The sequence below is a fragment of the Agrobacterium bohemicum genome, assembly GCF_002896715.1.
Lineage (GTDB): Bacteria > Pseudomonadota > Alphaproteobacteria > Rhizobiales > Rhizobiaceae > Agrobacterium > Agrobacterium bohemicum.
This window is the reverse complement of the sequence record NZ_PGEL01000015.1, coordinates 88,401-110,068: the sequence shown is the minus strand read 5'-3', so window position 1 is coordinate 110,068 and position 21,668 is coordinate 88,401. Positions and strand designations below refer to the sequence as shown.

General features: G+C 55.0%; 17 protein-coding genes and 1 pseudogene. 13 read left to right on the top strand and 5 right to left on the bottom strand.

What is annotated here, in order from left to right; genetic code table 11:
• The first annotated feature begins 22 nt into the window (after window positions 1-22).
• Window positions 23-1,030 carry a TRAP transporter substrate-binding protein gene (locus CUC55_RS01655; RefSeq protein ID WP_103086783.1) on the top strand — a complete coding sequence of 336 codons (1,008 nt, stop codon included), beginning with the start codon at window positions 23-25 and terminating at the stop codon, window positions 1,028-1,030.
• A 155-nt stretch (window positions 1,031-1,185) separates the two neighbouring features.
• Here the strand turns inward: CUC55_RS01655 and CUC55_RS01650 are convergent, their stop codons facing one another.
• Complete coding sequence (locus CUC55_RS01650) at window positions 1,186-1,890, bottom strand: GntR family transcriptional regulator (RefSeq protein ID WP_067653465.1); 705 nt, start codon at window positions 1,888-1,890, stop codon at window positions 1,186-1,188.
• A 202-nt stretch (window positions 1,891-2,092) separates the two neighbouring features.
• Here CUC55_RS01650 and CUC55_RS01645 point away from each other — a divergent pair.
• The 4 genes and pseudogenes from CUC55_RS01645 to CUC55_RS01625 all read left to right on the top strand — a co-directional run bounded on the left by CUC55_RS01645 (window position 2,093) and on the right by CUC55_RS01625 (window position 8,210).
• Window positions 2,093-2,799: pseudogene (locus CUC55_RS01645) on the top strand (ABC transporter permease).
• A gap of 42 nt (window positions 2,800-2,841) precedes the next feature.
• A complete protein-coding gene (gene araD / locus CUC55_RS01640; protein WP_103086782.1) occupies window positions 2,842-4,578 on the top strand; it encodes an L-arabinonate dehydratase in 1,737 nt (578 codons plus the stop codon).
• Between the two features lie 13 nt (window positions 4,579-4,591).
• On the top strand, window positions 4,592-5,317 hold the full coding sequence (locus CUC55_RS01635) for a ribonuclease activity regulator RraA (protein ID WP_103086781.1): 726 nt from the start codon (window positions 4,592-4,594) through the stop codon (window positions 5,315-5,317).
• Between the two features lie 814 nt (window positions 5,318-6,131).
• Window positions 6,132-8,210 (top strand): methyl-accepting chemotaxis protein, encoded by a 2,079-nt coding sequence (locus CUC55_RS01625; protein WP_245417670.1) that lies wholly within the window; start codon window positions 6,132-6,134, stop codon window positions 8,208-8,210.
• 486 nt (window positions 8,211-8,696) lie between these two features.
• On the opposite strand, the gene CUC55_RS01620 is transcribed toward CUC55_RS01625, so the two are convergent.
• The 3 genes from CUC55_RS01620 to CUC55_RS01615 form a co-directional block, all read right to left on the bottom strand.
• The gene (locus tag CUC55_RS01620) at window positions 8,697-9,590 is read right to left on the bottom strand and encodes an NAD-dependent epimerase/dehydratase family protein (RefSeq protein ID WP_103086780.1); all 894 of its coding nucleotides are present in this window, start codon (window positions 9,588-9,590) and stop codon (window positions 8,697-8,699) included.
• A gap of 450 nt (window positions 9,591-10,040) precedes the next feature.
• Window positions 10,041-10,211, bottom strand: a complete 171-nt coding sequence (locus tag CUC55_RS22640) for a hypothetical protein (protein WP_157940884.1) — start codon at window positions 10,209-10,211, stop codon at window positions 10,041-10,043.
• 608 nt (window positions 10,212-10,819) lie between these two features.
• Window positions 10,820-11,554: a helix-turn-helix transcriptional regulator gene (locus CUC55_RS01615; RefSeq protein ID WP_067653477.1), complete on the bottom strand. Its 735-nt coding sequence runs from the start codon at window positions 11,552-11,554 to the stop codon at window positions 10,820-10,822.
• 343 nt (window positions 11,555-11,897) lie between these two features.
• Between CUC55_RS01615 and CUC55_RS01610 the strand changes: the two genes are divergently transcribed.
• Together CUC55_RS01610 and CUC55_RS01600 are read left to right on the top strand one after the other, a co-directional pair.
• Window positions 11,898-13,685: a methyl-accepting chemotaxis protein gene (locus tag CUC55_RS01610; protein ID WP_103086779.1), complete on the top strand. Its 1,788-nt coding sequence runs from the start codon at window positions 11,898-11,900 to the stop codon at window positions 13,683-13,685.
• 499 nt (window positions 13,686-14,184) lie between these two features.
• On the top strand, window positions 14,185-14,388 hold the full coding sequence (locus CUC55_RS01600) for a cold-shock protein (RefSeq protein ID WP_067653483.1): 204 nt from the start codon (window positions 14,185-14,187) through the stop codon (window positions 14,386-14,388).
• Window positions 14,389-14,682: 294 nt separating this feature from the next.
• Here the strand turns inward: CUC55_RS01600 and CUC55_RS22635 are convergent, their stop codons facing one another.
• A complete protein-coding gene (locus tag CUC55_RS22635) occupies window positions 14,683-14,823 on the bottom strand; it encodes a hypothetical protein (RefSeq protein ID WP_157940883.1) in 141 nt (46 codons plus the stop codon).
• A 596-nt stretch (window positions 14,824-15,419) separates the two neighbouring features.
• On the opposite strand from CUC55_RS22635, the gene CUC55_RS01595 reads away from it, so the two are divergent.
• From CUC55_RS01595 to CUC55_RS01570, 6 genes are all read left to right on the top strand, one after another.
• Window positions 15,420-17,045 (top strand): AMP-binding protein, encoded by a 1,626-nt coding sequence (locus tag CUC55_RS01595; protein WP_103086777.1) that lies wholly within the window; start codon window positions 15,420-15,422, stop codon window positions 17,043-17,045.
• A 144-nt stretch (window positions 17,046-17,189) separates the two neighbouring features.
• On the top strand, window positions 17,190-18,326 hold the full coding sequence (locus CUC55_RS01590; protein WP_067653639.1) for an ABC transporter substrate-binding protein: 1,137 nt from the start codon (window positions 17,190-17,192) through the stop codon (window positions 18,324-18,326).
• Between the two features lie 9 nt (window positions 18,327-18,335).
• The gene (locus CUC55_RS01585; protein WP_103086776.1) at window positions 18,336-19,259 is read left to right on the top strand and encodes a branched-chain amino acid ABC transporter permease; all 924 of its coding nucleotides are present in this window, start codon (window positions 18,336-18,338) and stop codon (window positions 19,257-19,259) included.
• A complete protein-coding gene (locus CUC55_RS01580; RefSeq protein ID WP_103086775.1) occupies window positions 19,252-20,241 on the top strand; it encodes a branched-chain amino acid ABC transporter permease in 990 nt (329 codons plus the stop codon). The genes CUC55_RS01585 and CUC55_RS01580 overlap by 8 nt, the downstream gene beginning before the upstream one ends.
• Window positions 20,234-20,983, top strand: a complete 750-nt coding sequence (locus tag CUC55_RS01575; protein ID WP_067653491.1) for an ABC transporter ATP-binding protein — start codon at window positions 20,234-20,236, stop codon at window positions 20,981-20,983. Before CUC55_RS01580 ends, CUC55_RS01575 begins: the two co-directional genes overlap by 8 nt.
• Window positions 20,980-21,666 (top strand): ABC transporter ATP-binding protein, encoded by a 687-nt coding sequence (locus tag CUC55_RS01570; protein ID WP_210200650.1) that lies wholly within the window; start codon window positions 20,980-20,982, stop codon window positions 21,664-21,666. The genes CUC55_RS01575 and CUC55_RS01570 overlap by 4 nt, the downstream gene beginning before the upstream one ends.
• Window positions 21,667-21,668: the final 2 nt, after the last annotated feature.

Below are 21,668 nucleotides of genomic sequence, written 5' to 3'. Positions count from 1 at the left end.
CTCAAACTGGGAGGAATACATCATGAAGAAGCTACTTTTTGCGACGACCGCCATCGCCATGGCAATCTCGGGCTCGGTTCCGGCCTTTGCCGAGTTCAATAGCCGAACCATTCGCGTTTCCAACGGGATAAACTCTGATCACCCGGTCGGCAACGGCATAAAGGCCATGCAACAATGCCTGGATGAGAAGTCCGGCGGCAAGCTCAAGCTCACGGCCTTCTGGGGCGGCGCGCTCGGCGGCGACCTTCAAGCAACCCAGGCACTGCGATCCGGCGTCCAAGAAGCTGTCGTTACCTCGTCCTCACCCTTGGTCGGCATCATTCCAGCACTCGGCGTTTTCGATCTGCCATTCCTTTNCGCCAGTCCCGACGAGGCGTATAAGGTTCTCGACGGCAAGTTCGGCGACAACATGAACGAGAAGCTCGATGCCGCCGGTCTGATCAACCTGGCCTACTGGGAAAACGGCTTCCGTAACCTCTCCAATTCACAGCGACCAGTGACGAAGTGGGAAGACTTTTCCGGCCTAAAGGTCAGGGTCATGCAGAACAACATTTTCCTCGACACTTTCCAGAATCTAGGGGCAAACGCTACCCCGATGGCGTTCGGTGAAGTTTACTCGGCGCTTGAAACCAAGGCGATTGATGCGCAGGAAAATCCCTACGTGACCATCGACACCTCGAAATTCTTTGAAGTGCAGAAGTATATCACCGAAACCAATCACGCCTACACACCGTTCCTATTCCTCTTCTCCAAGCCAATCTTCAATACCTATACCCCGGAGGAGCAGGCTGCCCTGCGTGAATGCGCAATCGTCGGCCGTGATGTCGAACGCCAGGTTATCGCGGAGCTGAACAAGAAGTCGCTGGAAAAGATTAAGGAAGCAGGCCTTGAAGTGAACCAGCTGTCAGCTGAAGAACAAGTCCGTATCCGAGAGAAGTCCATGGTCGTGTACGAGAAGCACAAGGAGCAGATCGGCGCTGATATCGTTGATGGCATCTTGGCAGAGCTGAAGACGATCCGCGCAAAGTAAGCGCACACTTCCATCTGAAAATTCAATAGGCCCGCGTCGGATGTGATGTGGGCCTGTTGGTTTTTACGTCGCGGTTGACACGGAACGCGATGGATGTGGCATCGCCTTCGCCCTTTATAAAGAGCGATCGCGCGGACCGGAAGCTCGCCAAGAGTTCAACCTGCTGACGAATTGAACATAAAGGTTGGGAACTTAGCGTGGATAGCATCTACGGCTGAGAGCGTGCCGGAGAGATGCGTCCGCAACGCAGCAGTCGCATCTTCGGCCCTGCCTGACGCGATAGCCTCGACAATCGCCGCGTGTTCAATGAGCACGGTCTGCATTTTTCCTGGCATAGGCAGGTTGAGCCGCCGTAACCGATCAAGATTGACACTCTGGCGGCGCACATTCGTCCAGAGCTGGAGAACTCCGGTCTTCTCGTAAAGCTTCTTGTGGAATTCCCGGTCGATACTGTCGAAGACATCATAGGTGTCGGGGGATTCCGCAGCCTTTTGTCGGGTCAGAATTTCTGTGAGCTCCAACGCCGTCTCTCTCGGAGCGCCCTCGGTCAGTCGGCGGACAGCCTCCAGTTCGATCGATAACCGCAGGAACTGTGCCTGCCTCGCATGATCGACGTCGATCTTGGCGACAAGCGTTGCATATTGTGGATAGACATCCACCAGACCCTCTTCCTGCAGCCGCATCAACGCATCTCGAACGGGGGTCTGGCTGATCCCAAACTCCATCTGCAAGGACGCACGCGACAGGATCGTTCCCGGCACCAGTTCCAGTTTGAGAATCCTGTCTCGAAGAATTTCGTGTACCTGCAAAGCCACCTGTCTCGACCGATCCAGTTGCTTGCCTCTGATCACACCACTCATGCGTTTGTACTCACTTTACAGATCGAATCTCACTACATCACATATTTCAGGTTGATGCACTGATGTTTTAGTGCTTCAATGCAGCCAGAAAGCAGATGTTGTCATCGACAAGGTGAGCCACGAGGACGGAAGCGCAGCAACGTTGGAACACGATATCCACAACTTGCTGCTTTCCTCCGACCCGGTCACGAGGAATAGAAATATGCTGTCGACAAACATCATCCTTGCGGCGGATGTCGCCGAGATCAGGCAATATGACGACATCAAGTCGGTCGAACAGAGATTGAGTGCGCCGGTGACGCTGTGGGGCATCGGCGCAGTGCGCAAAATCGCTTTAATACTAGTGCTGGCGATCATCTGGCAGGCCTATGCCTTCTATCTGGACAATCCGCTGCTCTTTCCGACACCGAGTGAAACGCTGGTGATGCTTGTCGACCACTTTGTCGATGGGACCCTGCCCTCCCGGATATGGACGACGCTGCAAATCCTGTTCACGGGATACGTCATCGGCGCATTGCTGGCCGCGCGGCTGACCGTGCTTACGCTCAACACCCATTCCGGTTTCCTCCGGGTATCGAAAACATTGCGCATGGCGGGGGCCAATCATGGTCTCACAGGCATATCCTACGTTTNGCGTATCCTCGTCCCGGCTACTTTTCAATCCATTCTGACGGGCCTGAAAATCGGTGGCATTTGCCTGGCGGACACTGATTGCGGTCGAACTCGTCTTCGGCGTTTTATCGGGACAAGGCGGCCTTTGCCGGTTCATCTTCGAAAATCGCAACCTGCTCGATATTCCCGCCGTCTTTGCGGGGCTTTTGACCGTCATCATCATCGGCCTGATCGTCGAAAATCTCGTTTTCAAACCATGAGCGTCACACCATTCAAAAATGGGGAATGAAAGAGTAGTCCGCTTGTTGCTCTATTCCCATTCTCTGGAAAGCCCNTGCCATGACACACACAAAAACACCTGAGACGCTGCGCAGTGCTCGCTGGTTCGCCCCCGACGATCTCCGCAGTTTCGGACACCGCTCGCGCATGATGCAGCTCGGCTACGGCGAGGAGGATTTTCGGGACAAGCCGATCATCGGCATTCTCGATACATGGTCCGAACTCAACACCTGCCACTCCCATTTCAAGGAGCGCGTTCAGGACGTGAAGCGGGGCGTCAGTCAGGCCGGTGGTTTCCCGGTCCAGATGCCGTCGCTATCCGTCGACGAGAGCTTCACCAAGCCCACATCGATGCTCTACCGCAACATGCTGGCGATGGAGACGGAAGAGATGATCCGCTCCCATCCGCTGGATGGCGTGGTGTTGATGGGCGGTTGCGACAAGACGACGCCCGGCCTCGTCATGGGAGCGATCTCGGCAGGAATACCGATGATTTACCTGCCTGCCGGACCCATGTTGCGGGGCAATTATGCCGGAAAAACTCTCGGCTCCGGCTCGGATGCCTGGAAATACTGGGATGAACGCCGCGCTGGCAATATAACAGACGAGGAATGGCTGGGCGTACAGGGCGGCATTGCCCGCTCTGCCGGTACATGCATGACGATGGGTACGGCCAGCACGATGACCGCCATTGCCGACGCGATGGGCCTGACTTTGCCCGGCGCGTCATCAATCCCGGCCGTGGATGCCAACCACCAGCGGATGTCAGCATCCTGCGGCCGCCGAATCGTCGAAATGGTCTGGGAGGATTTGACACCGGATCAGATCATCACGGATGCCGCCTGTCGCAATGCCGCTATCGTCGCCATGGCGACCGGCTGTTCGACCAATGCTGTCGTCCATCTTATTGCTATGGCGCGCCGCGCTGGCGTCAAGCTGACACTGGACGATCTCGATGCGCTTGGCCGTATCACCCCTCTTATCGCCAATGTCCGCCCGTCGGGAAAAGATTATTTGATGGAGGATTTCTTCTACGCCGGGGGNTTACGAGCCTTGATGAAGCAGATCGAAGACCGGCTTGAGCTGTCTGCCATGACCGTGACGGGCAAGACCATGGGAGAGAACCTGGAAGGCGCGCAGGTTTACAATGAAGATGTTATCCGCCCACTGTCCAACCCGGTCTATCATGAAGGCTCACTGGCGGTGGTGCGCGGCAATCTGTGTCCCAACGGTGCCGTCATCAAACCGGCGGCATGCGATCCGAAATTCCATGTCCATCAAGGTCCGGCACTGGTATTCGACAGCTATCCTGAAATGAAAANGGCCATCGATGACGAAAATCTCGATGTGACACCTGACCATGTTCTCGTGCTGCGCAATGCTGGCCCACTGGGTGGGCCGGGTTTTCCGGAATGGGGCATGTTGCCCATACCCAAAGCGCTCATCAAACAGGGCTACCGCGATATGCTTCGCATTTCTGACGCCAGAATGTCCGGCACGTCCTACGGTGCCTGCGTATTGCATATTTCACCGGAAAGTTATGTCGGCGGCCCGCTGGCACTCCTAAAGACGGGTGACATCATTCGTCTCGATTTACCCAGCCGCAGCCTCGACATGCTGGTGGATGCCGACGAGCTTGCGCGTCGCAAGTCGGAATGGGTAGCGCCTGAGCCACGGTATCAACGCGGCTATGGGTGGATGTTCTCCCGCCACGTGACGCAAGCAGATCAGGGCTGCGATTTNGATTTTCTGGAAACGGACTTCGGCAGACCCGCCGGCGAACCGGATATTTATTGAGGAAGGACCAACCATGACAGACTATGTTCTGAGCGACGCCACGCGCGCAAAATACAAAANGATCTCGACGGCTTCGATTGCCACCGCCTTGTTCAAGCGAGGACTGCGCAACCAGTTCATTCAGGGTGTGGGACCGGTGGCTCCAAAAGCGGAAACCATGGTGGGCCAGGCATTCACCTTGCGCTACATTCCGGCGCGTGAGGATCGTAACCCGATCACCGTGTTCCGCAATCCCGACCACCCGCAACGTGTCGCAATCGAAACCTGCCCGGCGGGCCATGTTCTGGTCATGGATAGCCGCAAGGATGCGCGCGCAGCGACCGCTGGTTCTATTCTCATCACTCGCCTTGCGCTGCGCGGTGCCGCAGGCGTCGTTACCGATGGTGGATTTCGCGATGCGGAAGGCATCGGCGCGCTCGACATGCCAGCCTATTATTCCAAGCCATCGGCACCGACCAATCTGACGTTGCACGAAGCCTTGGACATCAACGTGCCAATTTCCTGCGGGGATGTAGCCGTGTTTCCCGGAGACGTTCTTGTTGGCGACCGGGACGGTGTAATGGTCATCCCTGCCCACTTGGCAGATGAACTTGTCGATGAATGCGCAGGCATGGAAAGCTATGAGGACTTCGTGCTCGAACAGGTAAAGGCCGGCGAGGCCGTCATAGGCCTCTATCCTGGCACCAAGGACGAGTATCAGCAGCGATATGAAGTCTGGCGGGCAAAAAATAACCGCTAAAANGAGGAAGGCGCAGGTCCGAACCTGCGCCTTCCTTACGCGTGGCCTGTATCATCAACGACGCCCGACTGGGTGGACGGTTCAATCACCGGCGTTTTCTGGAGTCCAGCGGGAATATCCCGCCAGCCGAAGCCGACGAACGATATGATGCATGCTGGAGCAAACAGCTATGGCAGCGTAACTTGGACCAAACAACCTCCGGCAAACCCGGTGCAGTTCAATTTCGCGCCAATTACGATCCCGTCATGCTTGAGCGATATTCGGCGCAAACAGCTTCAACCTTTCAGCGCCTTTGATTTTAGACGATCTTTGTTGGATTTAAGCAGTTTTTTATTCATTTCCCTTAGCGTTCGCTGAATGCGTGGGCGGCGCTATGCTGCGGGGAAGAGGCTGGAACATGAAATTATCCCAGAAGGTGAAATCCATAGGTTTCAGAACATCGAGCGGGATGGCTTTATTGCTCATATCGGTCGTGCTGGTCGCAGTTGTCGGGATCCGTGGTATTGGTAACCTGACAGGCGCCGTGTCTCAAACGGTGGATACTTCAANGGTACTGATCGGAGCCAACAAGGCTGAAGGTGCCATTATCCAGTATCTTGTCAGCAAGGAGCCCGAGCGGATTGATCAAGCAGCCAGTGCCCTAGAGACAGCGCAAGCGACACTCACTTCTTTGGCGCTGTCAAAAGAAGAAAGCACGCAGCTCTCAGATGGCATATCTATAATGTCAAATGCGGTCAGAGCTCTTGGAGCCTCTCAGGATGCTGTCCAGAAANCAGCCATCGCTCTGCGTGATGCCACTGGAAGCATGGTTTCCTTGGCTGATCAGACTGAAAAGAGTGCACAAGATATCGCCAACCAGGCCGAGACCAATTCGAACAATGCGCTGATTAGTCTAAACACCATCCGTGTCCTTATGCAGAATGCTGGCAATTTCAGCGAAGGGATCAATGCACTCGAGTTAGCGCTTGTGAAAGTCTCCGTGCAGGGCGGGCAGATATCAGCCGATCAGATAACAGAACCGATGGCTCGTGCCCAGGCCGGCTTGACTGAAGTTGTCAAACTGGGAGGAACACCTGACATCCAGCCGATCGTCAGCAGCTTGGAGAAAACCTTCGCGGAGATTCAGTCCGCCATTTTGAAAGATAACGGCTCAGCTTTTTCCTCAACACAGGACTTCGCGCTGTTCGCTAAGATTTCAACCGCCTCTCAGAAGCTAGACGAGGTGCTACGTAGATCCGCGGAAACGGAACTGGCCTCCAAAAGCGAAAAAGATAAAGCTCGATCTAAGGCGCGTATCGTTTCCGGCACTGCACGCAACTTCAGCAATGTCTTGAAAGAAATTCTGGTTCAAGTCGAACGATATCGCCTCCAACCCTCTGATGAAGCTGCCGCTATAGTGACAGCAGGCCTGAAGAAGGCAGAAGTCTTCGGTGGAATGCTGGCGAAGACTACCGGCAATGACATGACTGCCAGTCTTTCCCAACTGGGCCAGACTTTCGACTCGATGAAGACGAATTTGGCGTCGTTCGATCAGCAGGCGTCGCTGGTCGTGTCGACATCGCAGAGCGTCACCGACGGCATTGTTGAGATCGCAGGCGAAATTGCATCGGAATCGGAACTCCAGGGTAGTCAGGGCAGGTCCTGGATGTGGGGCGCCGGTTCGTTCAGCCTTGTCATGGCTATGGCCATTGCACTCTTTATGGTCCGCTCCGTTGCGCGGCCTATGATGCAGGTTGCGCAGGCAATGGCGCGTCTGGCAAAGGGGGAACCCGATACACATCTGAAGCTGGCGAAAACCGACAACGAAATCGGTGAGATGATCGGTGCGCTGCAGGTGTTTCAGGAAAACGACCGTGCCCGAATCCACGCCGAGGCCGAGACAGGTCGCGAAAGGCAGCAAGCGGAAAATCTGCGGCTTGAACGTGAAGCCGAGCGTTTGACGGAATCGCAAGCGATGGAGTATGCCTTCCGGCAGATTTCCGGCGGTCTGGACGCCCTGTCGAAGGGTGATCTGACGGCGCGCATCGGAGCTGTCGATTCCCGATACGAGCGTATCAGAGATCACTTCAATAGTGCCGTTTCCACATTGGAAGAAGCGATCGGCGCTGTCATACTCAGCGTTGGAACGATCAGGTCGGGGTTGTCTGAAATATCAAGTGCATCCAACGATCTTGCTCGCCGGACGGAACAGCAGGCTGCCTCTCTCGAAGAAACAGTTGCCGCCTTGGGCGAGGTGGCCAACGGGATCAATAGTACTGCCGATGGTGCAGGCCACGCGCAAAAGACCGTCGCGCTCGCCAAGACAAACGCGGAAAGCGGCGGAGCGGTGGTGGAACGCGCCATCAGCGCGATGAGCGAAATTCAGGATTCATCGACAAAGATCGGCAACATCATCGGTGTCATCGACGAAATCGCATTCCAGACGAATTTGCTTGCGCTCAATGCAGGTGTCGAGGCGGCTCGTGCCGGGGAAGCCGGCAAGGGCTTTGCCGTCGTTGCACAAGAAGTGCGCGAGCTTGCCCAAAGATCTGCAAGTGCTGCTCGCGAAATCAAGGGGTTGATTTCAACATCGACAGCTCAGGTGACAGCAGGCGTCAAGCTCGTTGACGAAACGGGCACATCACTCAAGGACATCTGTGAGCAGGTCGGCGGCATCAGTGTTATCATAGACAAGATTGCGATGGCGGCCAGAGAACAGGCCGTAAGTCTGCGGGAGGTTTCCACGGCCGGCGACGAGATGGACAAGGTCACTCAGCAGAATGCAGCAATGGTCGAGGAGACAACCGCCGCATCTCAAACCCTTGTGCATGAAACTGAAATCCTGGCCCAAATGGTGGGGCAGTTCGTGACCCGACGTTCAACGAGCGTCGGACTGCGGGCCGCAGCAGCGTAAAGCTGGCGTCTAACGATCATATTTTGACCCCAACTTTATTAGACGACGGTTTAGAGAAGCGCAGGCCCTTTTACGGCCTGCGCTTCAACGTATGATCCACCGCCGGAGATGTCCTCGACCGGACATCCTTCGCGTAGTCCTTTGCCGCACCCCGCTAGGCGGCAAGAACCGCATCGATGAAAGCCTAATCGAAGTCAAAGACGTTATCGATGCTGTCTACTCTCGGTCGCCGTCACATCTAACGTTTGTCAGTGGTCGAATGTCGTAAGGTGACAGCCCCAAGATTTCAGCCGACAGCCACACGCGCCTGCGTCACCGAGAACGCGAGAATGGACAGCTCGAACGGGAGCCGCAGGCCTGAAAGCGTTCAGCACATGTTTTCGTGGTCATCGATTGCCTGGAAGACATAAAGAGATAATGGCACATTCGGGTCCCAAGCCTGCCATCTATGTCTCATTCATCTGGTGTTGGCATAAGGATTATGCGCTATCTTGCGACATACTGTTTCCATGGATGCTCTTCCTTGAAGCCTAGAACATCGCGGGCCTTTCGATTGGAAAGCGGTGCTTCATCTTTGCCCATTTCCCGCAAGATCGGCGTATCAGGGCAGTATTTGGCGAGAAATTCGGCGGTCGAAAGATCAGCAGTGATCGTGTCATTCACAGCGTTGAAAACCTGAAATCCCAATCCGTCTTTTTCGATGCAGAGGTGAACGAGATTGCCGAGATCGCGCGCGTCCACGTAGCTCCATGCATTGCGTTTTCGGGACATTGGATCGTCAAGAAAGGCTGGAAACTTGGAGTATTCGTGTGGTTCTATAACGTTGGCTATGCGCAGCGCGTAGATGTCGGCCTGGTAGCGCATGGCAAAAGCGCGCGCCGTCTTTTCATTGACGAGCTTCGATAGGCCATAACTATCCATCGGGTCGGAATCGTAGTTCTCATCCAACGGGAATGCGTGGAAATCCTTGTCCCCCTCTGCAAAACAGACACCGTAGGTCGTCTCGCTCGAGGCGATAATGACCTTGCGAACACCCAGCTTCATAGCTGCTTCGATGACATTGTATGTGCCGACTACATTCGCTTCGAAGGTCTTATTGTCAGGCTCAATCAACACGCGGGGAATGGCTGCAAANTGCACGACGGCATCGGGCGCAGACGGCGGAGCGCCTTCTTCGAAACCGTCAAAGCCAAAATGCGTTGTCAGGGCGTTGAATACCTGACCACTATCGGTGATATCCGCAATCAGCGTGTTTACCCCTTGCAGATCCAAGGGCTTCAGATCGACGTTCAGAACGGAATAGCCCTTTTCCAACAACTTTGGAACGGCATGGCGCCCAGCCTTACCCGTGCCACCTGTGAAANCGATACGTTTGGTCATTCTGGTCTCCTTTNAAAGCTGACGCACCTCAGAACGGTCGATCAGCAGTCAGCTGAGCACGGCAGTTTTGCTTCGCCGGTTTGCCCTTGGCATACGATAACAATTCGGACCCGCTTGCAATTGAGATACGTTCCAGTGGGATTTCTTGAACGGAAGCGAACCTCCGCCTTGCGATAACGGATAAAAACAACGTTAGCGACCCTGTATCGATCGTAAACTCGAANGGGGATAGAAACGCGTGATTGACTCGACACTTTCGTGCAGAGTCAATCATTTACATGCGCCTAGCGTCGAATTTTAACGGGACAACTCCTCCAGAACCCTGCCCTTGGCCTGACCGGACTATGGATCATCCATCACTCGATTTTTATCTCGCGACGCGGCAAACGCAAACTATTACAGACATTATAATTTTAAGCTCCCACAGGACCGTCGCATGGCTTGCCGTATTCAAAAGTCTTCACCCTTGTCGGATTTCGCTACGATCTCCGCCTTTTTCAAATCGGCCGTAATGTCGTCTGACGTTCGCGGAAATCGGGTTACGAAGGCTCCATCCGCATCCACAATCCAGATTTCCTTTGTATTGACCAGTTCGGCGCGGAAAGGCCTGCAGAAATTCATCACCAGCTCCTGTGAGGTTACATCCCCTATTTNAGTTACTACGTGAATTAGCATGAAATGGACTTGTTCTATTTCACGCCTGATTGCGCTACGCCACAAAATGCGGTTTGCGTCCAGACAGGGAACATATCATTCCCGTTGTCATAGCGATGATAGGAACGTTTCGATTGAGGCGCCACGAGGCCCGGATGCGCTTCGTCGTTTCGATGCAGTTCCCGTACCTTGATGGCCCTGACCTGCCAGACCGGGCGAGCAAAATATTTCTCGTTGAGGAGGCTTTGTTCTCGTCGACAGGGTGAACGGCCAATGCCCCTTGGNCAGCGAGGCGGAAGCCTAGTCACCTTCGCTTGCGGAGCCTGATCAGCTTCAATGCCAATTCTTTNAATTATCTCTGCGAACACCCTAATATAGGGGTCGAGAACTTATATTAGGTAAACGTGAAGCTGATAATTAGAAATGATCCACATTCTCGGCGCGACATCCCAGCCATGAAAGTAAAGGATCATGTTTTCGGAANTAAAAATAAAACAGAGGATCACGCCTCATAGCTGGCGGCGCACAAACGATCAAAAATTGCTGTAAAGGGACATGGATTCAAGGCAAACTGATCAGGTAATGAGACGTCTACGGATTGCCTCCGCGATTGCCTGCGTGCGGTTCATAGCGCCCAGCTTCTTCACGGCAGACTTGATGTAGCTGTTGACGGTATCGGGCTGATAACCGGTCGCCACGGCGATCGCTTCACTGGTGAGGCCTAGGCTTGCCTGCGCTAGGCAGGCGATCTCGCCTTTTGAGAGACGAAGTTGATCGGCTGCGAAACGATCCATCAAAGGCTTTGTGACGGCCGTGTGGATGGATCCCGCAACGACCGATAGAAAATTCAATTCACTCTCCTCAAACGGCGTCGACCGTGCAAGGCAGATTGCACCGTAAATGACGTCATTTCTCATAACAGGGATCAGGGTTCTGTTGTGAAGCCCGAACGTACGCTGCAGATAAATTAGCCGCGGCGGCGGCTCGTGTTCTGCATAGACCTCTCTTTCAACCACGATGGACGTCGATGATTGCGCAACAAGAATGAAAGGATCGACTGAAAAAAGGCGGTCGGCGTCATATGCTTCAAGAAATGCAGGAGGCATGTCAGTGTCGATCGAAAANCCATGTCCGAACCGGTAGTGATCCACATCAAGACCGCTGATGGAAATGTAGTCGAAGGGGACCGCCAACCTTAGACGGTCGATGATATCATTCCTGCCGAAGTGCCTGTGCTTGGGGACAGACCGCAGATCGGTGTATGCGTCCAGGGCGCTGGGATTGAGAATCGAAATCGGACTGACGGGCATCGTGATTCCATGGTTTCCGGATAACTTGAGTTTTGGGGTCTGCCAATTAACAAAAGGTTAACTGGCAACCTTAGATTTTGTGGCCATTGCGGAAATTACAATTAAAGCGTTGGCGATTTTCGCTGCAACCCACTGGGCTGCTAACAGGAGGTGTGGAGATTTGGGCGCCTTGCGGTCGGCAACCTGTGATCATCAAAGGGCATAACGCAAATTGTCTGTGTCATTTGGTTTNGTTTACTAACTATCAACGCCCCTACCCTAAANTTGGTACTATCAAGACTGATGGCGCTGGTGGCTTGTCCCAACCTCTCTTGTCCGTTGAAGCAGAAATTTGGAGGAATGCATGCTAGGATTTGGCACCGGGGCTGACGCAAAGGCCGTTCTCGAAGCGATGAGCAGGTCTCAGGCCACCATCGAGTTTACACTTGATGGTACGATCATTACCGCGAACGAGAACTTCTGTGGTTTGCTAGGATATCAGCTGTCCGAAATAGCGGGGCAGCACCACCGTCTATTTGTCGATCCTGCTGAGGCCGCGGCTTCCGATTACAGAGAATTTTGGGCAAAGCTTACGCGTGGAGAGTTCGACCGCCGCCAGTACAAACGGATTGGAAAAGGTGGCAAGGAGGTCTGGATCGAGGCCTCGTACAATCCTGTACTTCGCGGTGGCAAGCCCTACAAGGTCGTAAAATTCGCGACCGACATCACACAACAGAAGCTGAAAAGTGCCGAAGATGCCGGCAAGCTAGACGCGATTTCTCGTGCTCAGGCTGTGATCGAGTTCACACCAACGGGCGACATTCTCACTGCAAACGAGAACTTCCTTAATACCCTCGGCTATCAACTCTCAGAGGTTCAGGGCAAACATCACTCAATGTTCTGCGAACCGAGCTTTACAAACAGCGAAGAATATCGTCGCTTCTGGACAAGATTGGCTGGTGGCGAGTTCATTGCAGAAGAATTTATGCGCATCGGCAAGGGTGGCAAAAAGGCGTATATCCAAGCTTCGTACAATCCCATCTTCGATTTGAATGACAAGGTGTTCAAGGTCGTCAAGTTCGCGACCGACGTCACGACGCGCGTAGGCAACGTCGATCAACTCGCGAGGTCCCTCAAGGCTCTCTCGGAAGGCGACCTAACGCAGACCCTTACGATTCCCTTCCTGCCATCGCTGGAGAAGTTGCGAGAGGACTTCAACGAGGCAGCTTCCAAGCTTCGGGTCACATTGCAGACGATCTCCCAGAACGCGGGCGCCATTGCCGCCTCGTCGCAACAGATTCAGTCTGCTTCGAACGACCTGTCCAAACGTACTGAACAACAGGCCGCTTCCGTCGAGGAGACCGCTGCGGCGCTGGAGGAGATAACAACAACCGTGGCGGACTCCAGTCATCGCGCCCAAGAGGCCGGCGAGCTTGTTCGCACAACCAAAGAAAATGCCGAGCACTCGGGGAAAATTGTTGGCCAAGCGGTTGATGCCATGGGCATGATTGAGAAATCGGCAGGCGAGATCGCCAACATCATCGGCGTCATCGATGAGATCGCTTTTCAGACCAATCTTCTGGCGCTCAACGCCGGCGTCGAAGCTGCTCGCGCAGGTGATGCAGGCAAAGGCTTTGCCGTCGTCGCACAAGAAGTGCGAGAGCTTGCCCAGCGATCGGCCAAGGCTGCAAAAGAGATCAAGGAACTGATCAACGCATCGAACGCGCATGTGAAAAGCGGGGTCTCATTGGTCGGTGATACGGGGAAGGCGCTACTGCAGATTGTAACCCAGGTTGTGCGAGTAGATGGCAACGTCGGCGCCATTGTTGAAGCCTCCAAAGAACAGGCAACTGGCCTCAAGGAGATCAACACAGCGGTGAACACAATCGATCAGGGCACACAACAAANTGCTGCGATGGTCGAGGAAACAAGTGCTGCGGCCCATAGCCTTTCAAGAGAAGCAGCCCAGCTGTTCGAACTGATAAGTCAATTCAACATCGGGACTGCAGCCGTGACACATCGACTACCAACCGCAGCCAACGTTCATTCGCGACCCGTCGCCTCGCCTGCTCGCCAGATGACAGCCAAAGTTGCTCACGCGTTCAATGGCAACGCGGCATTGAAGAGCGGCGACAGCTGGGAGGAGTTTTGACGCCACGGGTGGAGCGAACGATATGTCTGAACAAACATGAGATGGAAATCGTCGCTGACGGCACACCAAGATATTCGGCTATTTAAACTGGATTTTGTCTTGTCAATATTTGGACATGATCCGCAGATCACTCTACCTGCAAGTGGTCTTTCGAAATGCCGCAATCAAAAGCCTGACAGAAGACCGCACTCGATCACGCGTTCAGATGGACAAAACTTCTTGCATTACGGGCGACAACCGCAGAAGCAGGCAAGAAACGTACCGTAGACTACGACCGGATGTCGGCAATGATGATCTTTGCAACCCCACCTGGCTTCGAGGCGGTCATGAAGAGTATTGAAACGCTGGAGGGGACAGTCAACTTGGCCAAGTGGTCGATCAGCAGTCCACAAAAANCCTTGATGCAACTATCGTGTTGTTGGAGGTTGCTGGTTTGGCAAACAAGCGGTAAAAAGCCTATCGCGGGTCAAATGGCTGCATGACATTAAANGGAACTCTTATGCCAACCGGTACAGTTAAATTTTTCAATGATGACAAGGGATTCGGCTTCATTACACCTGAGAATGGTGGAACGGACGTGTTCGTTCACGTGTCTGCTTTGCAACAAGGTGGGTCGCTGAGAGAAGGTGACAAGGTCACCTTCGAAGTTGGCCAGGACCGCAAGACCGGAAAATCGAAGGCTGAGAACGTCAGCGTGCTCTGACCTACGGGTCGCGAGCCCAGCCTGACCGATCTGGGCAGGCTGGGCTCGCTCTCTATGCGGCTTACTGAAAACTCCGACTTTTTACCTCAAGCCAAAACGGGTTGCCACCGATCGCGTCGATACACCATCACGTGACGCAGCCAAGGAATCCTCAACGCGATTCCGCTTTCAATGGACGCGCTACAGGCTTTCGTCGAGCGTCCGAAGGTCGCTGATAAACTCCGACATCGAGTTCGCCTCTGTTGCCACGCTCGCTTCATTGTCTCCATGCCTGATGGGATCGAACGCCAGCGGCTAATAATGGATGGCGCCGTCGGCGTCCGTCAGCAGGAAGCTGTTGCTGCCGTCCGCGATTTCAAACACCAGGTATCGAGGATTCAACCGCACAAGATTATCTCGGCCAATCACGAGTGTTTGGTGAAGGTTGAGCGCCATTCGGGACCCTGAAACATGATCTGGTTCCCCCCTCTTCCTCGTAGCTTTCACGGAAGTGCGCCGTGAAATAAAGCTCAGTCTGCTTCAATCCGGACCCACCCGTTTCGAGATAGTTTTCCCTCAAGGACTGGGAAATGGACACGCCAGTCGCCTGTTCTACGCAGCTAATGTCATCCTCAGACCATTTGCGTTAAGGCAGTTCCAGAAACTCCGAATGACGCCGCAAGCGAGCGATAGCCGCCGATGAAAGCTCGTTCATTTAGGATCTCTTGAATGGCATCTAGTCTATTACGAAATGTCGATCAGCAATCTTGAAANCTCATTCGATGTTCTTGTCGATCACGTGAGAGCAATGCTCGCCGCCTGACAATTGGTCGCCCAGCACCGAGACCCTTTTGGCGATAGCACTCAAGCTGCGCTTTCTATCAGGCCACTACGAACAACCTGCCCGCGAGACGACCTCGCTTTGAAGCATCCTCAAAAGAGGCTCTTGCAAAATTATTACAAACTTCAAATTTCTCTCTTGCAAGCTGAACTTTGCGGTGCAATTCTGCATGAAAGGCACAAAGCCACGAGATAAAAANTGGGAACTAAGAATGCTGGGACCGACAGGCCATCAAGATACATTCGCGCGCGATAATCTGCCGCCGGCTGACCAATGGCCGGAAATCAAGCTGGAAGGCTTCGATTATCCGGAGTGGCTCAACGTTGGTGTTGAACTGACAGACCGTATGGTTGAGCGTGGCTTTGGAGACAATACCGCCTTGATTGGCAACGGTCGGCGCCGCACCTATAAGGAATTGTCCGACTGGACCAACCGGATCGCCCAGGCATTGACCGATGATTACGGTCTGAAGCCCGGCAATCGTGTGCTGATCCGCTCTGCCAACAATCCGGCTATGGTTGCCTGTTGGCTGGCTGCCACCAAGGCTGGCCTGATCGTGGTGAATACCATGCCGATGCTGCGCGCTGGCGAACTGATCAAGACCATCGAAAAAGCCGAAATCCAGCTGTGCCTGTGCGATACACGACTGATGGACGAGATGGTCACCGCCGCCAAAGAAAGCAAATACCCGACCCTGGTGATCGGTTTCGACGGTACGGCCAATCACGACGCGGAACTTGATCGCATGGCGCTCGGAAAATCAGTCCGCTATCAGGCGGTCAAGACCGGCCGTGACGATGTGGCGCTGCTGGGTTTCACATCCGGATCGACCGGTGTTCCAAAAGTCACGATGCATTTCCATCGCGATCTGCTGATCATCGCCGATGCTTTTGCAAAGGAAATATTGGATGTGACGCCCAACGACGTCTTCGTTGGTTCTCCGCCGCTTGCTTTTACCTTCGGCCTTGGAGGGCTGGCGATCTTTCCATTGCGCTTCGGTGCAGCGGCTACGCTGCTAGAAAGCGCAACCCCGGCGAAGATGATCGAGATCATCGAAACCTACAAGGCGACCATCAGCTTTACCGCGCCCACGGCTTACCGGGCAATGATGGCAGCGATGGATGGTGGAGCTGATCTCTCCTCGTTGCGCGTTGCGGTGTCTGCCGGCGAAACATTGCCCGGCCCTGTGTTCGAGGAATGGGTCCGCAAGACCGGAAAGCCGATCATCGACGGCATCGGCGCCACTGAAATGCTACATATCTTCATCTCCAACCGCATCGGCGACAGCAAGCCTTCCTGCACCGGAAAGCCCCTGACCGGCTACGAGGCGATTGTTGTCGATGAGGATATGAACGAAGTGGCCCGAGGCAAGGTGGGGCTCTTGGCGGTCAAGGGCCCTATCGGCTGCCGCTATCTCGCCGATGATCGCCAGAAGGACTACGTCCGCAACGGCTGGAACCTGACCGGTGACAGCTTCACTCAGGATGAAGACGGCTACTTCCACTTTGCCGCGCGCTCCGATGACATGATCGTCTCGGCTGGCTACAACATAGCAGGTCCGGAGGTGGAAGCAGCGCTGCTTAAACATGAGGCGGTGCTCGAATGCGCCGTGATCGGGGTATCCGATGAGGCACGCGGAACGATCGTTGAGGCGCATGTGGTGCTGACGAAAGGTTCGGAGCGTGGCGAACTGATGGTCAAGACCNTGCAGGATCACGTCAAAGCAGTGATCGCCCCTTACAAATATCCACGCTCAATTGTCTTTACCGAAAGTCTTCCGAAGACGGAATCCGGCAAGATTCAGCGCTTCAGGCTGAAGCAGAATTTGCCTGCATAACCCATACTGCACAACGGCTGGAATTTGCCGTGCCTGTGCAATGGAAACTTCCACTCAAATGTGGAAGATAAAAAANCCTTCGGTGGAAATCTCGTCCGCCGCCGGAATCTGGGAACGACACAACAACAAACGGGAGTTCGTTACATGAAGAAAATGCTAGCTGCAGCCACAATGGCGCTGAGCATCGGCACATCCGGCCTGGCTATTGCCGAGCCGCTCAAGATCGGCATGATCACCACGCTTTCCGGCGGAGGTGCCGGCCTCGGAATCGATACCCGCGACGGCTTCATGCTGGCGATCAAGAATTCCGGCAATAAGGAGATTACCGTCGTCACAGAGGACGATGCGCAGAAGCCTGAACTGGCTGTCCAGATTGCCGACAAGATGATTCAGAGCGACAATGTTGACGTATTGACCGGTATCGTCTGGTCGAACCTTCTGATGGCCGTCGTTCCGGGTGCAGTTGCGCAAGGCAAGTTCTACGTTTCGACTAACGCGGCCCCCGCAGCACTTGCTGGCAAGAACTGCAATGCGCTTTATTTCAATGCTGCCTATCAAAATGACAATCTTCATGAGGCCATGGGCGAATACGCCAACAAGGGCTACAAGAAGATGTTCATCCTGGCGCCGAACTATCCGGCCGGCAAGGATGCTCTGACTGGCTTCAAGCGTTATTACAAGGGCGAACTGGCAGCCGAAATCTATACTCAGGTCGGCCAGACAGACTATGCGGCGGAAATCGCCCAGATGCGCGCTTCCGGTGCCGATGGCATCTTCACCTTCCTGCCGGGCGGCATGGGCATCGCTTTCATGAAGCAGTTCGCCCAGTCGGGCGTCAAGATACCGGTCATGGGGCCGGGTTTCTCCTTCAGTCAGGACGTCCTGCCGGCAATCGGCGATGCCGCTCTCGGCGCAAAGGCGTCCGGGCAATGGGTGCAGGATCTGGGCAACCCGGCTAACAAGAAGTTCGTGGCCGATTTCAAGAAGGAATATAACCGTCTTCCGTCGATCTATGCCGTCCAGGCCTATGATGCGGCCCAACTCATCCTGTCGGCAGCCTCCAAGGCAAGCGTCAAGGATGCCAAGGCATTCGGTGCCGAACTCAAGAAGGCAGACATCCAGTCGCCGCGCGGAAAGTTCAAGTTCAACACCAACCAGCATCCGATCCAGGACATTTACCTCACGGAAGTGGTGAAACTCGATGGCGTTTTGACCAACAAGACGGTCGAGAAAATCTTCACGGATCATGGCGATGCTTACGCCAAAGACTGCAAGATCTAAGGGTAGTACATGACCATCGCACTTGCTCTCGAGCAGTTGCTCAATGGCCTCCAGCTCGGCGTCATGTTGTTTCTCATGGCTGCCGGGCTGACGCTGATCTTCGGCGTCATGGGNCTGATCAACCTTGCTCACGGCTCGCTCTACATGGTTGGCGCATTCGCATGCGCCACTGTCGCGGCGTGGACCGGCTCATTCTGGATCGGCCTGATCGCCAGCTTGGTCTGCGCTGCGGCCGCGGGCGCAATCATTGAGCTCATCGTAATCCGCAGGCTGTATGACAGCGATCACCTCGATCAGGTGCTGGCCACATTCGCGCTGATCCTGATATTTNCCGAAGGAACACGCTGGATATTCGGCTCCTTCCCGCTCTATCTTGATATCCCGCCTCTGCTGCAGGGTGCCGTCAGCCTCCCCGGGGGCGCGCAATATCCGCTCTATCGCCTTGCGATCATTGCAACCGGTGCGGCTGTAGCCTTCGGTCTCTATATGCTGATCTCAAGGACCCGTCTTGGCATGCGTATCCGCGCCGGAGAGAGTGATCGTGAGATGATCGGTGCGCTTGGTGTCGATATCCGCACGCTCTACACGGTCGTTTTCGCTCTTGGTGCGGCTCTTGCGGGCCTGGCCGGTGCCATGGTGGGCGCTCTACAATCGGTGCAAGTCGGAATGGGCGAACCGGTCCTGATCCTCGCCTTCGTTGTTATTGTCATCGGTGGTATCGGCTCAATCAAAGGTGCGCTGTTGGGTGCTCTACTGGTCGGCGTGGTTGATACGATGGGCCGTTTCCTGCTTCCCAAGCTGATGGCGCTTTTCGTAGAACCTGCTCAGGCGGGTATGATCGGCGCCGCAGCCGCGTCGATGCTGATCTACGTGGTGATGGCGTTCATCCTTGCCGTGAAGCCACGCGGCCTCTTTCCGGCGGCGCATGCGTAACATGATGATCTTGAACCGTGAAANCCTCATCAATCTCATTCTGGCCGCCATGCTGCTCGCCGTACCGTTNGCGGCAAATGCGTTTGGCCAACCCTTCTACATCACGCTCGCAACCCGTATTGCGATACTGGCGCTGGCGGCAACGGGTCTCAATCTGGCGCTTGGCCTTGGTGGCCTGATCTCTTTCGGCCATGCGGCCTTCTTCGGCATCGGTGGTTATGCGGCGGGGATCCTCGCAAGCCATAGTTTCTCAGGCGACCCACTCCTGTTCGGCCTTTCGGGCACCAACCAGATGTGGATCGTCTGGATCGTGGCGGTTGCGGTCGCGGGGCTGGTCGGTCTGGCAATCGGCGCAATCAGCCTGCGCACATCCGGCGTCTATTTCATCATGATCACGCTCGCGTTTGCGCAAATGGTGTATTATTTCGCGATCTCCTGGCCAGCCTATGGCGGCGAGGACGGGTTGTCGATGACAGTTCGCAATCAGTTGCCCGGCGTCATGACCATGCGGCCGCTGAATTATTTTCTGATCTGTTATGTGGTACTTATGGTCGTGATCGGGCTGTTTGCGTTGATCCGCGCTTCGCGTTTTGGCGCTGCCCTGCAATCCGCGCGGCAGAATGACGTGCGCGTCGCAACAGTCGGCATCAATCCATACCGTATCCGTCTGACGGGTTTTGCAATCTCCGCAATGATCACAGGGTTGGCAGGCGCATTGTTTGCCGATCTCAACCGCTTCGTCAGCCCGTCCATGTTGTCTTGGCATATGTCCGGGGAACTGATCGTGCTGATCATTCTCGGCGGTACGGGACGGTTGTTCGGTCCGCTTGCGGGTGCCGCACTTTACGTTATCCTCGAATATACGCTGGGCGGCTTCACAGAACGCTGGCAGTTCTTCCTCGGGCTGATCCTGCTCGGCGTCGTGCTGTTTGCCCGTGGGGGTCTGCTCGGGCTTCTTGCCGGAAAGGCCAGACATGGTTGAGCCCGTCCTCGAAATTTCGAACCTCGTCAAGAGTTTCGGCGCGCTGAGAGCGACCGATAGTGTCACGATAGACCTCCGTCCTGGCGAGATTCACGCGCTGATCGGTCCGAATGGCGCGGGAAAATCGACATTAATCCACCAGATCTGCGGCACGCTCAGGCAGGACAGCGGCTCGATCCGCTTTGCCGGTCAGGATATCAGCGGCCTCGGTGTGGCAGAACGTGCCCGTCTTGGGCTCGGGCGTACCTTCCAAGTCTCGTCACTTGCTCCGGAGTTCTCGGCGCTCCGCAATGTCATGTTGGCGGTGCAGGCCCGGCAGGGTTCCAGCTTTCGCTTCTTCAAGCCAGTCATGGCAGACAAGACTTTGATGGATGCAGCCATGGCTATGCTGGAGCGTGTCGGACTAACGGCACGTGCGCGCATTCCGTCTGCGGAACTCTCCCATGGCGAACGTCGACAGCTTGAGATCGCCATGGCGCTTGCGCTGGGCTCAAAGGCTTTCCTGCTGGACGAGCCGATGGCGGGTATGGGGCCTGAAGGCTCGAAATCGCTGACCCGCTTTCTAGATTCGCTGCGACAAGAAGCCCCGATCCTGCTCGTCGAGCATGACATGGATGCTGTCTTCGCACTCGCTGACCGTATTTCGGTGCTGGTCTATGGCCGGGTCATCGCGACTGGCACGGTGGAAGAGATCCGTCGCGATCCCACCGTGCGCACTGCCTATCTTGGAGATCACGCCTGATGCTACTGGATGTTCAGGATATCACAACCTATTACGGCAGCAGTCAGGCGCTGTTCGGCGTCGAGTTCCGGATGGTCGAGGGTGAAGTCGTCGCTCTAATGGGCCGCAATGGTATGGGGAAATCGACGACGATCAAGTCGATCTGCAACCTTATGCCGCCCAAGACTGGTCGTGTCTTTTTCGATAATAAATCGACTGACCGTCTGCCATCGCATCGTGTGGCCAAGCTCGGCATTGGCCTCGTGCCGGAGGGCCGCCGATGTTTCCCGAACCTGACGGTTTACGAAAATCTTGTCGCTGCTTCCCGTCCCGGCAAATGGACACTGGAACGTGTCAACGAGCTCTTTCCTCGGCTACAGGAACGCCATGCCCAGATGGCCAAATCATTATCCGGTGGAGAGCAGCAGATGCTGGCAATCGGTCGCGCGCTCATGACCAACCCGCGACTGCTGATTCTCGACGAGGCGACCGAAGGACTGGCACCTGTCATCCGCCAGGACATCTGGAAGGCAATCAAGCTGCTGAAAGCCGAGGGATTGTCTATACTAGTAGTGGACAAGACGTTATCGGAGCTTTNGCCAGTTGCGGATCGATGCGTCATTATAGAAAATGGCCGCAGTGCATGGTCTGGGGTGCCAGGCGAACTGACGTCGGACCTGCAGGATCGATATCTCGGGNTATAGGC

Bases quoted from the DNA above. Each gene is read 5' to 3' on its own strand.
- CUC55_RS01650 (WP_067653465.1), bottom strand. From the start codon at position 1,890: ATGAGTGGTGTGATCAGAGGCAAGCAACTGGATCGGTCGAGACAGGTG.
- CUC55_RS22640 (WP_157940884.1), bottom strand. From the start codon at position 10,211: ATGAATTTCTGCAGGCCTTTCCGCGCCGAACTGGTCAATACAAAGGAA.
- CUC55_RS01600 (WP_067653483.1), top strand. From the start codon at position 14,185: ATGCCAACCGGTACAGTTAAATTTTTCAATGATGACAAGGGATTCGGC.
- CUC55_RS22635 (WP_157940883.1), bottom strand. From the start codon at position 14,823: ATGGCGCTCAACCTTCACCAAACACTCGTGATTGGCCGAGATAATCTT.
- CUC55_RS01590 (WP_067653639.1), top strand. From the start codon at position 17,190: ATGAAGAAAATGCTAGCTGCAGCCACAATGGCGCTGAGCATCGGCACA.
- CUC55_RS01575 (WP_067653491.1), top strand. From the start codon at position 20,234: ATGGTTGAGCCCGTCCTCGAAATTTCGAACCTCGTCAAGAGTTTCGGC.